Below are 13,996 nucleotides of genomic sequence, written 5' to 3' on the forward strand. Positions count from 1 at the left end.
ACAACTCAAACGTGAAGTTTAAGTGTTACTCGGCAGCCGGAGCGGCGCCCGCAGCGTCTTCGCTGACTTCAACAAACTCGTCAGCGCCAGCGCCTGCAGACTGGGAAGCTTCCAGGCAGGTATCGGCAACAGCCTTCACGTAGATCTGGATGGCGCGGATGGCGTCATCGTTACCCGGGATTACGTAATCAACGCCGTCCGGATCGCTGTTGGTATCAACAACACCGATAACAGGAATACCCAGCTTGTTGGCTTCCTTGATAGCGATACGCTCGTGATCCACGTCGATAACGAACAGCGCGTCAGGCAGGCCGCCCATATCCTTGATACCACCGATGGAGCGCTCGAGCTTGTCCATTTCACGGGTACGCTCAAGGGCTTCTTTCTTGGTCAGCTTGTCGAAAGTACCGTCTTTGCTCTGGGCTTCCAGATCACGGTAGCGGCGGATAGACTGACGGATGGTCTTGTAGTTGGTCAGCATGCCACCCAACCAGCGATGGTTAACGTAGGGCTGGCCGGAACGCTGAGCTTCTTCCTTGATGATCTTGGACGCAGCACGCTTGGTGCCAACGAACAGGATCTTGTTCTTGCTTTCTGCCAGCTGCTGAATCACATTCAGCGCTTCGTTCATGGCAGGAACAGTCTGCTCAAGGTTGATGATATGAATCTTGTTGCGGGCACCGAAAATGTACTTACCCATTTTCGGGTTCCAGTAACGGGTCTGGTGACCAAAGTGAGCACCTGCTTTGAGCAGGTCACGCATATTTACCTGAGCCATGATATTTACCTTTTAGCTTCGGGTTAGTCCTCCACGCGTCCGATTGCCCCAACCAGCCTCCTCTAACAGGAGCCGGCACCCTGGGACAACGTGCTGACACGTGTGTGAATTTGCCGGATTCGTTTCCGGCGGGCGCGTTTATACCATAAAGCGACACCGGGGTGCCATTATTTTTAGCGCAACCCTATAGTCACGATAGCAGGCAGCTCGCCTTGTACCTGACCCCTCAGCCCCTTAAAATGCCTGTTTGATGCAAATCAACAGGTATAGCGATGCAAGTATCCATCAAGACTCCCGAAGAAATTGAAAAAATGCGCGTGGCCGGCCGGCTGGCGGCCGAAGTTCTGGAAATGCTGGACGAACACGTAAAGCCCGGAATTTCTACCGAGGAGCTCAACAGCATCGCCCACGATTACATCGTCAACAAACAGCAGGCTATTCCGGCGCCGCTCAACTACAAGGGTTTCCCGAAATCCATCTGTACGTCGGTCAACCATGTGATCTGTCACGGCATCCCAACCGAAAAGAAAATTCTGAAAGACGGCGACATCATTAACATCGACGTCACCGTTATAAAGGATGAGTACCACGGCGACACCAGCAAGATGTGGGTTGTCGGCAAACCCAAGCCCGGTACCGAACGCCTGATCCAGATCACTCAGGAGTGTCTGTACAAAGGTATTGAACTGGTCAAACCCGGCACCCGCCTGGGCGACATTGGCCACGTCATCCAGCAGCATGCCGAGAAGCATCGTTATTCCGTGGTGAGAGACTACTGCGGCCATGGCATTGGCAAGGTGTTCCACGAGGAGCCGCAGGTCATGCATTACGGCAAGCCCGGCACCGGTATGGAACTGCAGGAAGGCATGACCTTCACCATCGAACCGATGATCAACCAGGGCAAATACCAAACCAAGCTGATGGCCGATGGCTGGACCGTGGTCACCAAGGACCACAAGCTGTCTGCCCAGTGGGAACACACCATCCTGGTGACCGCTGACGGCTATGAAGTGCTGACCAAACGATCGGAAGAGTCATTCTAAGTGGACCGAAGCGAGCTGGAATCCCGTATCAGCAACGACACCTCACCGGTATTTGCCGCCAGGGAACTGTTACGGGAAAGCTATAATGCTGACGCCGAAGCTTTCCGCCAGGGTGCCGATGTAAGAGCCCTGGTTCATGCCAGGGCCAACACCATAGACAAAGTGCTCCGGCTGATCTGGAATCGGTACCCGTTTTCCCGCTCCTCCGACATTGCCCTGGTCGCCGTCGGCGGCTACGGGCGCGGCGAACTACACCCCCACTCAGACATAGACCTGCTTATCCTGACCCGCCACGGTATAGAAGAGGCCTGGCAGGATGACCTGGGCGCCTTCGTTACCCTGCTCTGGGACCTCAAGCTGGATATCGGCCACAGCGTGCGCAGCATGGAAGAGTGCCTATCCTCGGCCCGGCAGGACATCACCATCCTGACCAACCTGCTGGAGACCCGAACCATCGCCGGCCCCGATGGACTGCGGGCAGAGCTCAGTGAGCTGGTCTATTCCGATGAGGTCAGCTCGGATCGTGACTACTTCCTGGCCAAGCGGGAAGAGCAGCAACAGCGCCACAAAAAATACGGCGACACCGAATACAACCTGGAGCCTAACGTTAAAGGTTCCCCCGGCGCACTTCGGGACATCCAGACCATCGGCTGGATCACCAAACGCCACTTCGGCCTGCAGAACATTGCCGACCTCACCCGCTTCAGTATTCTGACCGAAGAAGAACACCAGATCCTGCACCAGGGCGAAACCTTCCTGTGGCAATTGCGTTATGGCCTGCAACTGATTGCCGACCGCAATGAAAACCGGCTGCTGTTCGACCACCAACGTGCGCTCGCGGAAATGCTCGGCTACAAAGATGAAGGCAAACGGCTGGGCGTCGAGCTGATGATGCAGTCCTACTACCGCACCGTACTGGCCCTGGCGGAGCTGGCTGACGTTATCCTGCAGTACTACGACGAAGCCATTATCGGCGAGGGCAGTGAAGACGAAATCCGCCCACTGAACAAACGCTTCCAGATTCGCAACCTGTATATAGAAGCCATCAACAACCAGGTGTTCGCCTACGCCCCGTACGCCATCATGGAAATCTTCGTGCTGATGGCCCAGCACCCTGAAATCAAGGGTATCCGGGCAACCACCATCCGCTCGTTAAGGGCCCATCGGCACCTGATTGACGACGCCTTCCGGTCAGATCTGGCAGTCACCACCCTGTTCATGGAACTGTTGCGCACGCCACACGCGCTGGACCAGACTCTGTCTGCCATGAAAAAGTACAACGTACTGGGCCGCTACTTGCCGGAGTTTGGCCAGATCATCGGCCAGATGCAGCACGACCTCTTTCATATATACACGGTCGATGCCCACACCATGCGCGTGATCCGCAATATGGCGCGGCTGAACAGCACCGACGTGCGCAACGAATACCCCCTGGCGTCACGCCTGATTCATCGGTTGCCCAAACTGGAAACGCTGTTTATTGCTGGCCTTTATCACGATGTGGCCAAGGGCCGTGGCGGTGACCACTCAGAACTGGGCGCCATTGACGCAGAAGCCTTCTGTGAACGCCACCACTTGAGTGAGCGGGACACCCAACTGGTGTCATGGCTGGTGGAAAACCACCTGCTGATGTCGATGACCGCCCAGCGCAAGGACATTTCAGACCCGGACATCATCCAGGCCTTTGCCCGCGCCATGCCCAGCCAGGCCCATCTGGATTACCTGTACATTCTGACGGTGTGCGATATCAGCGCCACCAATCCAAAACTCTGGAACACCTGGCGCGCATCATTGCTGCGCCAGCTTTACATTGAAGCCAAGCGCGCCCTGCGCCGTGGCACCGACACACCAGTAGACCGCCAGGCCTGGATACGCGCCACCAGGGAAGAAGCCCGTCAGATCCTGCACGCACAGAATATGACCGATGAGCAGATTGATCCTATCTGGGAAACCGTAGACGAGGATTACTTCCTGCAGGATTCCACCGTAGATATTGCCTGGCAGACGGCAGCCATCATTCGCCACGGCGACAACCCGGACCCATTGGTGCTGATTCGTGACACCCGGGGCGGGCCGACGGACGGTTACTCACAGATCATTATCTACATGAAAGACCGGGTTGCCCTCTTTGCGGCAACCACGGCGGTGCTGGAACAGCTGAACCTGAACATCGTGGATGCCCGCATCAACTCCAGCGAAGGCCCCCACTCGATCAGCTCTTACGTGGTATTGGATGAACAGGGTCAGCCACTGGGCGTTGATCCGGCCCGCAAGGAAAGAGTGCGCAAGCGTCTGATCGAAGAACTCGATGACCCGGAAGACTACCCGGACATTATCCACCGGCGCACACCCCGGCAGCTGAAGCACTTCGCTTTCCCAACCGAAGTGACCTTCTCCAATGACACCATCAATCAACGCACCGTGATGGAAGTCATCACCCCGGACCGCCCCGGCCTTCTGGCCCGCATTGGCCAGGTGCTGCTGGAACATCGTGTGCGACTGACCAACGCCAAGATTGCCACCCTGGGCGAGCGCGTAGAAGACGTATTCTTCATCACCGACGAACATGGCGAGCCGCTGCGCGACCCGGGCGTGTGCCAGGCCCTGCAACAGGACCTTTGCCAAATGCTGGACGATATTGAATGAACCTGAATCTCGAAAGACTTCACCCTTACCCGTTTGAAAAGCTGGCCAAACTGAAAGCCGGCATCACCGTGCCGGACCACCTGAAGCCAATATCACTCGGCATTGGCGAACCCAAGCACCCGTCACCGGCGTTTGTGAAGCAGGTGATCGCCGACAACCTGGACAAACTGGCTAACTACCCCACCACCAAAGGTATCGATGAGTTGCGCGAAGCCATCGCCCACTGGGCCAGCAAGCGCTTCCAGCTGGCCGAAGGCAGTCTGGACCCGGCTCACAACGTGGTTCCGGTCAACGGCACCCGTGAAGCTATTTTCGCCCTGGTTCAGGCGGTGGTGGATGCCAGTAAACCGGCTACTGTTGTCAGCCCGAACCCGTTCTACCAAATTTACGAGGGGGCTGCGTTCCTGGCCGGCGCAGACCCCGTCTACCTGCCCTGCGATGCCAGCAACGGCTTTATTCCGGATTTCGACGCGGTGCCGGAATCGGTCTGGAAAGACTGCCAGATTCTTTTCCTGTGCTCCCCGGGCAACCCCAGCGGCGCAGTCATCCCCCGGGAAACCCTGGTAAAGGTTATCGAACTGGCCGACCGTCATGATTTTCTGGTCGCCTCCGATGAATGCTATTCCGAACTCTACCCGGACGAAGCCAACCCGCCCGAAGGCCTGCTGCAAACATGTGCGGCCATCGGTCGTCACGACTTCAAGCGCTGCGTTGTGTTCCACAGCCTGTCCAAGCGCAGCAACCTGCCCGGCCTGCGCTCCGGCTTTGTGGCCGGTGATGCCGAGGTACTGGCCGGCTACCTGAAGTACCGTACCTACCACGGCTGCGCCATGCCTGTTCACAACCAGCTGGCCAGCATTGCCGCCTGGAGTGATGAAGACCACGTGCGCGAAAACCGCGCCGCCTACCGGGCCAAGTTCGAAGCGGTGGTGCCCATCCTGCGCGAAGTGATGAACGTGGACTTCCCGGATGCCGGTTTCTATCTATGGCCGGAAACGCCGATGGATGATGAAACCTTCGCCAAGGAGCTGTCCGCACAACAGAACGTGCACGTGCTGCCGGGCCGTTACCTGTCCCGAACGGTAGATGGCCACAACCCAGGTGAGAACCGAGTGCGCATGGCGCTGGTAGCACCACTGGAGGAGTGTGTGGAAGCAGCCCGGCGAATCGTCGATTTTGTAAAAGGTTTCAAAGCATGAAGTTATATGGCATCAAAAACTGCGATACCGTCAAAAAGGCTCGCAAGTGGCTGGACGACAACGGCATCGCCTACGAATTCCACGACTTCAAGAAAGACGGCCTGACCAGCGAGAAGCTGAGCCAGTGGGAGCAGGCCATAGGCTGGGAAACCCTGATCAACAAACGGGGTACCACCTGGCGAAAACTTCCGGACGAGGTTCGTGATAACATTAGCGCCCAAAGTGCCCACCAGCTCATGCTGGAGAACACCTCCATCATCAAACGCCCTGTGGCTGAGCGGGGCGACGGAGTGACTGTGGGCTTTAACGCAGAAGAATGGGCTGTTTGGATTAACTGATTTTTTAGCCACGGACACTCACAGACGCTCACGGACAAGTGATTAAGAATTCTTGTTTTTGTCCGTGCAGGTCCGTGAGTGTCCGTGGCAAACATTTTTTCAATTATTGAGCACAGGAGCAGATCAGATGAGTTTTGCATTTGGCATTGGCATCGGCACCCAGAATAACCAGGGCGAGTGGCTGGAGGTGTATTACCAGCAGCCGATCATGACCCCAGGCAAAGACCTGATCGACGTGGTTGAAACCGCGCTGGACTACAAAGGCGGTAACCAGGCCATTGATGTTAAAGCCGAGCAACTGACCAGGTTTGCCAACGCCCTACGCCAGCTGGGCCAGACCGACCAGGCGAAACTGGCGGAAAAAGCGGCCGAGAGCAAACGCCCTGTGGTTGTTACCGTGCTGGCTACCGACGATACCGCCTCCAGCACCCCGGAAGTGTATCTGAAGCTGCACCTGATCTCCCACCGCCTGGCCAAGCCCCACAGTGTAAAGCTGGACGGCATTTTCGGCCTGCTGCCGAACCTGGCCTGGACCAACGAAGGCGCCATCGACCTGAACGAACTGCCAGAGCGCCAGCTGCAGGCCCGCATTGAAGGCCGCACCCTGGAAGTGAAATCGGTCGACAAGTTCCCGCAGATGACCGACTACGTCGTACCCAAGGGCGTGCGTATCGCTGACACCGCCCGTGTTCGTCTGGGCGCCTATGTAGGCGAAGGCACCACCGTGATGCACGAAGGCTTTATCAACTTCAACGCCGGCACCGAAGGCACCAGCATGATCGAAGGCCGCATTTCTGCCGGCGTGATGATCGGCAAGGGCTCTGACCTGGGCGGTGGCTGCTCCACCATGGGCACTCTGTCTGGTGGTGGCAACATCATTATCTCCGTGGGCGAAAACTGCCTGCTCGGCGCCAACGCCGGCATCGGCATTCCCCTGGGCGATCGTTGCACCGTTGAAGCTGGCCTGTACATCACCTCTGGTACCAAGGTGAACCTGCTGGATGACAACAACAAACAGGTAGAAGTCATCAAGGCCCGCGACCTGGCCGGCAAGAACGACCTGTTGTTCCGTCGCAACAGCCTGACCGGCGCCGTTGAGTGCAAGACCAACAAGTCCGCTATTGAACTGAATGAAGAACTGCACGCGAATAACTAAGGGCCGCAGCATGTCACTATCCCCCACCCTTGAACTCGCCATGGACCTCATTCGCCGCCGCTCGGTTACACCGGACGACGCTGGCTGCCAGGAGCTGATGATGTCCCGCCTGGCGCCGCTGGGCTTTGCAGGCGAGAACCTGCGGTTTGGTGATACCGACAACCTCTGGGCCCGCAAGGGCTCAGACGGCCCGGTACTGGCGTTTGCCGGCCACACCGATGTGGTGCCAACCGGCCCGGAGAAAAACTGGGCGCACCCGCCGTTTGACCCTGTCATCAAAGATGGCTATCTGTATGGCCGGGGCGCAGCAGACATGAAGGGCAGCCTGGCGGCCTTCATCACCGCCTGCGAACGCTTTGTGGCGAACAACCCTGAGCACCGAGGCTCCATTGCCCTCTTGATCACCAGCGATGAAGAAGGCCCCGCCCAGGACGGCACGGTGAAAGTGGTGGAAACCCTGGAAGCCCGCAACGAAAAGATGGACTGGTGCCTGATTGGCGAGCCTTCCAGCACCCATCAGGTGGGCGATGTCATCAAGAACGGCCGCCGGGGCTCCCTGCACGGCTACCTGACAGTACACGGCGTACAAGGCCACGTGGCCTACCCACACCTGGCAGAGAACCCCGTACACACGGTGGCGCCGGCGCTGGATGCACTGGCCAGGGAATTCTGGGACAACGGCAACGACTTCTTCCCGCCGACCACGTTCCAGATCACCCGGATTGAATCCGGCGTGGGCAGCAACATCATTCCCGGCGAGTGCCTGGTGCACTTCAATTTCCGCTACTGCACGGAAAACACCGCAGAAAGCCTGGAAGAACGTGTAGTGGCCATTCTTGACCGGCACCAGCTCAAGTATGATTTGCAGTGGCACCTCAGCGGCCGCCCCTTCCTGACGGACAAGGGTGCCCTGGTTGCCGCCAGCCAGAACGCCATCCGCTCCGTCACCGGCCGCGAGACCGAGCTGTCCACCTCCGGCGGCACCTCTGATGGTCGCTTCATCGCACCGACTGGAGCACAGGTCGTAGAACTCGGCCCCATCAACGCCACCATCCACAAAGTGGACGAATGCGTGAAAGCCGACGACCTGGATACCCTCTCCGAAATCTACGAACAGATACTGGAAGAACTGCTGGGCTAACTCTGAGGGGGCAGACCCCAGCGCGTCAGTGGGCCCTAAGGCCGCGCTGGGGTCTGACCCCGGACTTCAAGCCATACACCAAACTCAATAATGCGGAGGCGGAGTCTCATCCTCCTCCGCCTTGATGTTCGAGGGCGAAATATCCTTCAACTGCTTGTGCAGCACCTTCTTGGCATCCCACAGCTCCCGAATATCCATCTCCTGCTTCGCCACCTGCTCACTCAGGGTATTGATCACATCGTCCTGGAACGCAAGTCGCATTTCCAGCTCTGCAAGCCTGTCTTCCAGTGTCTTTTTGCTCATGAGATTTGGTCAGCCCTTTCGGTAATCTGGTATGATGCCGCCTTTTACCGCCAACATTGAACATTGGCGGCGTTCATTGGCCGGGCATGCCATGTTACCCGATGTCTGGCTTTTTATCGTTAGTGTTAACCCATGGAGAATATTCAGCCAATGCGTAATCCAGCCAAAGCGATCCGTCTTTCCCTTATGATCGCCATTCCGGCACCCCTGGTACTGTTTCTGCTGCTGTCTGTCACACCGCAATTCCTGGCCGCGCTGAGCGCTGGCAACCTCGCCGAGGCACTGGGCAGTGTTGGTGGCCTTGCAGCGTACCTGATTGCCTTTGTTATTTTTGCCATCACCGGTTTTCTGGCCATCGCGCTTGCCACCAAGCAGCCCTCCGCAGCGCCGGCTTCCAGAAGCCAGAGCCGCCCGGCACGCAACAGTCGCCAGAACAACGTTTATGATGACGAAGAAGACGATTTTGACGACACCACACCGGAAGGTGACGAAGAAGGCACCGTCAAGTGGTTCAACGTCAAGAAAGGCTTTGGCTTCATCGTCCGCGACAGCGGCGACGAGATCTTCGTACATTTCCGCGCCATTCGCGGTCGTGGTCGCCGCGTATTGCGCCAGGGCCAACTGGTTCGGTTCAACGTTGTGGAAGCCGACAAAGGGCTGCAAGCAGACAACGTGTCTATCCTGAGCGAGTGATTTCGTAGCTCAAGATACGAAAAAGGCAGCCTCCAGGGGCTGCCTTTTTACGTTCTGCTAGTCGGTTCAGTTCCAGACCACCAATTGCTCGCCCCGGTGGTCCAGGCGCCACCACTTCTCATCTTCCACCGGATCGCCTTCTTTCCAGTCACCGGTGCTGCACCGTATCTCCCCTTCCATGGCCCGCCAGGCACTGCGGGCGCAGTCCAGGTCACTGTTCCAGGGCAGGTCATCCCCCTCCATCAGCACAGAGGTAAACCTCTTTCCAAAGGCGCCGGGATACAGGGTGATCTGCAAACGGGTACCGTTGAACCACGCACTGCCCTTCACTACCGAAGTGACATCCGAATCGTCCAGCTGAACGTCATCCAGCTGGTTCTCCAGCCAACCGGATATGGCCGCCGGCTCCAGATCACGAATATAAATTTCCAGGTCCTGCACCCAAGGTATCTCCCTGCTGTTGTTCACAATTCAGCACATAGTGAACCGGCCCGGGCCTGGCTGCAACCCATCGTTCCAGTTCCTGGCGAAGATCCTCCACCAATAACCGACGCAGGGTGCCGGAACGCTTACGTTCGTGCCAAACCACCTCAGCAGCAGCCTGCTCAAGATCCAGTTGTTGTATCTGCAGCTCTACCCGCTCAGCACACTCACCCCGGGCGAGGGCCACCAGGGACTGACGCCGAAGGGTGTCGTGCTCTGCCGCCAGAGCCACCGCCTCCAGCGGTCCCCGGCTGGCAAACAGGTCAAGCCTGGCGGCTGCCCGGTGCAACCATTCGAGCATACCGCCGGGCGTTGCTATGCTTCGGGTTTGGCGGGACGCCGCATACTCCATCGCTGCCGGCGACAATTGCAGGTTCCAGCGCTTTTCGATGGCTGGCTGGTGTGCTGTCAAGATCGCTCTTCTCTGCGCCTCACTAACACCCGGCATCGCCATGGCTTCCAACTCCCGGCCCAATATGGCGGTCAGCCGGTTGCTGTCTGTTCGTCCTTTATCCCTGTCGTTTGATGCCAGCATCAGGATTGGCCCCTGCCATCCTGTCACCAGTTCGCGCACAGCGCCATCCGGCATGCTCATCAGTTCCAGTAGGTCGAGCGGTGCCACATTGTCCAGAATCATCGCTGGCCACGGTGCGACTCCGTCCCCGCCTGGCGGGACCACCGGCTGATCGGACGCCATCACCTCTGCCTGGCGTCGCAAGTCCATCTGCACCCAAGAGAATCCCGGCGTCGCCAGCAACATCCTCAGCCAGGCGGTTTTCCCGCTACCACGGGGGCCTGCTACCCAGATCAACCCATTCCGGTTTGCGGATAAAGCCACCACAACGTCCTCAGCCAGCTGCAACCAGGCTGGATCAGTCACCGTAACGGGGCTGAAAGGTTGGTCGGGGGAAACCGGAGGCGTGCAGGCCTCACCCTCCGCACTCGGCCAGTGGCTGACCAGTTCCAACACCGCCACATAGGCTTTGTCTTGCAGGCGCTCGGCAAGGTGAACCAGCCCGTGCAACAGCACAGGCCAGTCCAGCCAGGGCTGATCGGTCGCTTCACGGGTGCTGGAAATCCAGTAGATAAGCTGGGAAGACAGGTCCCCATCGCCACGAACTTCGGCAACAATGGGTTGTTCACCCTGGATGGTGCGAATCAGTTCGTCCAGGTCCACACCCTGCCGTTTCAGAAACGAAACGGCCTCAGGAACGGCATCGAGCAATGCCAACAGGTAGTCTTCAACCGTAATCACCGAACCACCGCGGCTGGCAACATTGTTGCGGGCCTGCAAGAGCGCAGTCTGACACTGGGGCGCAAGGCACCCTTGCCAATCATCCATCGGCATTCTCCTTCCTTGGGTTTGGGGCAGCATCATCCTGATGCATAGTTTGAACAGCGACGGATTTTAGGGGGAAGAGCGACCAACAGCAACGGTTAGCCGCCCGTTTTGCTGATTCGGCCTCACTATGTTCAGGTTGGGGTTGGGGCTGGGGCCGACGCCCAGGCATGCCAATCACAGGGCCAGGCTCTGCCCGACCCTGTGATCCTGATCACTCAGCGTGATTGGGTGACAGGGTGACCGCAAACGCCGGTGAAGCCCACCCTGGAACAGGCTCATCATTGCTGCTCAGCGGCACGCCGCCATGCACCACCGTCTCGGCATCACCATAGTGCATCCAGGTGACGGTTGGCACCTGGCCAACCGGTGGCTTGCTGTAGTCACACACACCGTTCGGGAAAATCTCCGCAACCTTCTGGGCAAAGTTCTCAGAGGTGAAAATACCCTGGAGCAGATTGGCGGGATAATCCGCAGGGTCAACCGGCTTGAGCTGACACTTGTTATTCAGGGTGCGAATATCATCTCCGGCCACTGTTCTTGGGGTACCAAACCGGGTTTGCACCAGCAGTGCCTGGGTCTCAACAATCGGGTCTGTGATCGGCGCCAACAGATCGGTCACCAGCGAGGGCAAGCCAAGGGCGCCAAGATCCAGGCCACACACCTGTCCGGTGGCCACGTCCAGGATCTCACCCATCTCTGCTGGCAATCGGTTGGTCGGCAAGTATTCCAGGCCGGGCAGAACCGGGTCCGGGTACAACAGGCCACCGGTGAGCGGCAGAATCACACCCCATTCGGCGGTAGCGCCCGACAACGACAGGCAGCGATCACGGGCGAAGCCGGGCCGATTGCGAATCACTTTCTCCGGCAGGCTATCCTGGCGCTCATCCGCCTCGATGCCCGCCAGCCACTGGTCCATGGTCAACAGGGCCTCGGTGGTAAACACGGTATCCCCGGCGATCGGGAAGGCGCCATACCAGATCACATGGTTGAGCGAATGGCCCTGAACCTCCTCAATGCGGGCACGGGTTTGCCAGGAGTGGAAGGCATCGTGGGCAAAGCCGGGATCTGGGCCTCGCAAGTCAATCATCGGCACACCGGCAAGATTCTCTGCAGTGTTGATGGCGCCGGTGCGATAGGCATTGGTGATGGCCTGGATATCGCCCAGGGTACGCTCTGGCTGATATTTGATGTCCACGTTGAAGCCACCAATCTCCCGGTTCAGATCCAGGAACTGGGAACCGGTAATCAACCCTTCCTGCAATGCTCTGAGGCCGTACTGAACCCCTTCGTTATCCAGCGGAATGCCGGCAAAACCCCGCCCCAAAAGCTGTTCATTCTCAGACCACACCTCCGGTGGCCGCTCGCCAAACTGGTTGACCATGTAATCGATCAACCCGCAGCGCAGGCCGCCCGGTCGTTCCTCCGGATTATAGACTTCAACGCCGTCTTTCAGGCGCCGGCAATCCTCCTGATCCGGGTAGGCCGCCGGGAAGAAGGCCAGGTCTGAAACCACTGGATTGATGGGCAGGTGCCCGTAGATAAAGGGCCACTGGGTTGGCAACAGGCCGTTGGTCAGCAGATCCGTCATGAAGGAGAAGAACCCTTCCGGACCCTCCGGCATCTGCAGCCCAAGGTAGTTGCTGATCAGGTTGTAGTCGGCAAACTGGGTAGCGGTGGTCCAGACATCCGGATAGGAACACTGAACAATCAACCCCTGATAGATACCGGGGTAGGCATTGGCAATGTGTTGCTGGGCAATCGCCCCACCAGAGCAGCCAGTGCCAATGGTGTAACGGACCGGGCCATAGTTCTCGATGATGTGCTCCTTGGCCATCATCAAGGACTCGGCAGCAGTAACCAGGTTCACGTTATGGCCAAGGTTGGCCTGGGCGGTGGACAAGGTTACAAAACCCCGGGCCAGCGCCACCGAAACACTGTCACCCAACAACAGTTCGTTGCCGTTGGTCGCGCCGGAGATATCGCCATTGGGGGGGCTGCCCATACCGTAACTCACCCCCACGTTACCGCCGTGATGAACCAGTACTTTCCCGTTCCACTGCTCCTGGGGATTCAGAGCGGTCCAGTCGTTTCCAGGCTGGAACAATGACATTACCTGGTAACGGTCGCGGTTCATGACACCGGTTTCCACACGAACGATGAACGGCATTTCAACGCCTTCGTCGGTGGTCACGGTGGCGATGTCGTCATCGGCGGGCGGGTTTTCCGGGTCGTAAGGCAAAAAAGCATCCGGCAGGCCGGGGTCTTGCGGATCAAACTCGGTGAACAATCGGGTAAAGCGCTCCGCAGGAACATATTTGAAGCGGTATTCCGCAGGCTGGTTGCATTGCTCGTCCATCGCAGCGGCGTTGGTGCAGGTCCAGGGTTGAACCTGGGGACCAGAGAATACCGGCCCACCTTTCGGGTGGTTAGTGATGGTCTTCACCAGCCGGCTACTGCGATTATCCAGCAGCACTTCCAGCGTGTTGTCGCCCAACGCCAGGCCGGTAACAAGGCCACGCAACTGACCAGCTTCCATCAAGGTAAACTGCCCGGTTACATCCTGGCCGTTCAGCAAAACACGGGCACCATCGGGATTGGCGACCTCGATGTCGATCAGGGCATCGCCACCGCTGATCAGATCGGCGCGATTGGACAGAACCCGCACCTCGCCCTCACCTGTTGGCAGACCTTTGTTGCCATCAGACTGACCGGGCGGCGTAGTGCCCGGAACCGTCGGCCCCGGGCCCTGGGCATTGGTATTATCGGAAGCGTTCTCTGAACCGGAACCCCCGCACCCCACCAAACCCAGCATAACGGCTGCAACCAGAGCGTTTCTGGAGAACATAACGACCACCTCATTTGTTGTTGTTTTAG

The 13,996-nt window shown here is 58.2% G+C and carries 12 protein-coding genes; 7 read left to right on the top strand and 5 right to left on the bottom strand.

Annotation, left to right across the window (positions count from 1 at the left end):
• Positions 1-25: 25 nt before the first annotated feature.
• Positions 26-778, bottom strand: coding sequence for a 30S ribosomal protein S2 (gene rpsB / locus FIV08_RS12390; RefSeq protein ID WP_058090260.1), 753 nt, complete (start codon positions 776-778; stop codon positions 26-28).
• A 272-nt stretch (positions 779-1,050) separates the two neighbouring features.
• Between rpsB and map the strand changes: the two genes are divergently transcribed.
• The 6 genes from map to dapE all read left to right on the top strand — a co-directional run bounded on the left by map (position 1,051) and on the right by dapE (position 8,301).
• On the top strand, positions 1,051-1,821 hold the full coding sequence (gene map / locus FIV08_RS12395; RefSeq protein WP_106695231.1) for a type I methionyl aminopeptidase: 771 nt from the start codon (positions 1,051-1,053) through the stop codon (positions 1,819-1,821).
• Positions 1,822-4,467 carry a [protein-PII] uridylyltransferase gene (locus tag FIV08_RS12400; protein WP_152438530.1) on the top strand — a complete coding sequence of 882 codons (2,646 nt, stop codon included), beginning with the start codon at positions 1,822-1,824 and terminating at the stop codon, positions 4,465-4,467.
• A complete protein-coding gene (gene dapC, locus FIV08_RS12405) occupies positions 4,464-5,666 on the top strand; it encodes a succinyldiaminopimelate transaminase (protein WP_152438531.1) in 1,203 nt (400 codons plus the stop codon). Before FIV08_RS12400 ends, dapC begins: the two co-directional genes overlap by 4 nt.
• Positions 5,663-6,004 carry an ArsC family reductase gene (locus FIV08_RS12410; protein ID WP_152438532.1) on the top strand — a complete coding sequence of 114 codons (342 nt, stop codon included), beginning with the start codon at positions 5,663-5,665 and terminating at the stop codon, positions 6,002-6,004. Before dapC ends, FIV08_RS12410 begins: the two co-directional genes overlap by 4 nt.
• Positions 6,005-6,131: 127 nt before the next feature.
• The gene (dapD, locus tag FIV08_RS12415) at positions 6,132-7,160 is read left to right on the top strand and encodes a 2,3,4,5-tetrahydropyridine-2,6-dicarboxylate N-succinyltransferase (protein WP_058090265.1); all 1,029 of its coding nucleotides are present in this window, start codon (positions 6,132-6,134) and stop codon (positions 7,158-7,160) included.
• A 10-nt stretch (positions 7,161-7,170) separates the two neighbouring features.
• Positions 7,171-8,301, top strand: coding sequence for a succinyl-diaminopimelate desuccinylase (dapE, locus tag FIV08_RS12420; RefSeq protein ID WP_152438533.1), 1,131 nt, complete (start codon positions 7,171-7,173; stop codon positions 8,299-8,301).
• Between the two features lie 84 nt (positions 8,302-8,385).
• Here dapE and FIV08_RS12425 read toward each other — a convergent pair whose 3' ends face one another.
• Positions 8,386-8,604 (bottom strand): SlyX family protein, encoded by a 219-nt coding sequence (locus tag FIV08_RS12425; RefSeq protein WP_058090267.1) that lies wholly within the window; start codon positions 8,602-8,604, stop codon positions 8,386-8,388.
• 150 nt (positions 8,605-8,754) lie between these two features.
• Here FIV08_RS12425 and FIV08_RS19940 point away from each other — a divergent pair, with 150 nt between their 5' ends.
• Positions 8,755-9,297 carry a cold-shock protein gene (locus FIV08_RS19940; RefSeq protein WP_058090268.1) on the top strand — a complete coding sequence of 181 codons (543 nt, stop codon included), beginning with the start codon at positions 8,755-8,757 and terminating at the stop codon, positions 9,295-9,297.
• A gap of 66 nt (positions 9,298-9,363) precedes the next feature.
• Here FIV08_RS19940 and FIV08_RS12435 read toward each other — a convergent pair whose 3' ends face one another.
• The 3 genes from FIV08_RS12435 to FIV08_RS12445 all read right to left on the bottom strand — a co-directional run bounded on the left by FIV08_RS12435 (position 9,364) and on the right by FIV08_RS12445 (position 13,967).
• Positions 9,364-9,738, bottom strand: a complete 375-nt coding sequence (locus FIV08_RS12435; protein WP_152438534.1) for a hypothetical protein — start codon at positions 9,736-9,738, stop codon at positions 9,364-9,366.
• Entirely contained in the window at positions 9,710-11,122 is a 1,413-nt protein-coding gene (locus FIV08_RS12440; RefSeq protein WP_152438535.1) for a hypothetical protein, read from the bottom strand. The genes FIV08_RS12435 and FIV08_RS12440 overlap by 29 nt, the downstream gene beginning before the upstream one ends.
• 211 nt (positions 11,123-11,333) lie before the next feature.
• Positions 11,334-13,967: a DUF6351 family protein gene (locus tag FIV08_RS12445; RefSeq protein ID WP_152438536.1), complete on the bottom strand. Its 2,634-nt coding sequence runs from the start codon at positions 13,965-13,967 to the stop codon at positions 11,334-11,336.
• Between the last annotated feature and the right edge of the window lie 29 nt (positions 13,968-13,996).

This window comes from Marinobacter sp. THAF197a, assembly GCF_009363275.1.
Taxonomy (GTDB): Bacteria; Pseudomonadota; Gammaproteobacteria; order Pseudomonadales; family Oleiphilaceae; genus Marinobacter.

Bases quoted from the DNA above. Each gene is read 5' to 3' on its own strand.
- FIV08_RS12445 (WP_152438536.1), bottom strand. From the start codon at position 13,967: ATGTTCTCCAGAAACGCTCTGGTTGCAGCCGTTATGCTGGGTTTGGTG.
- map (WP_106695231.1), top strand. From the start codon at position 1,051: ATGCAAGTATCCATCAAGACTCCCGAAGAAATTGAAAAAATGCGCGTG.
- FIV08_RS12425 (WP_058090267.1), bottom strand. From the start codon at position 8,604: ATGAGCAAAAAGACACTGGAAGACAGGCTTGCAGAGCTGGAAATGCGA.
- rpsB (WP_058090260.1), bottom strand. From the start codon at position 778: ATGGCTCAGGTAAATATGCGTGACCTGCTCAAAGCAGGTGCTCACTTT.
- FIV08_RS12440 (WP_152438535.1), bottom strand. From the start codon at position 11,122: ATGGATGATTGGCAAGGGTGCCTTGCGCCCCAGTGTCAGACTGCGCTC.
- dapC (WP_152438531.1), top strand. From the start codon at position 4,464: ATGAACCTGAATCTCGAAAGACTTCACCCTTACCCGTTTGAAAAGCTG.
- dapE (WP_152438533.1), top strand. From the start codon at position 7,171: ATGTCACTATCCCCCACCCTTGAACTCGCCATGGACCTCATTCGCCGC.
- FIV08_RS19940 (WP_058090268.1), top strand. From the start codon at position 8,755: ATGCGTAATCCAGCCAAAGCGATCCGTCTTTCCCTTATGATCGCCATT.
- FIV08_RS12410 (WP_152438532.1), top strand. From the start codon at position 5,663: ATGAAGTTATATGGCATCAAAAACTGCGATACCGTCAAAAAGGCTCGC.
- dapD (WP_058090265.1), top strand. From the start codon at position 6,132: ATGAGTTTTGCATTTGGCATTGGCATCGGCACCCAGAATAACCAGGGC.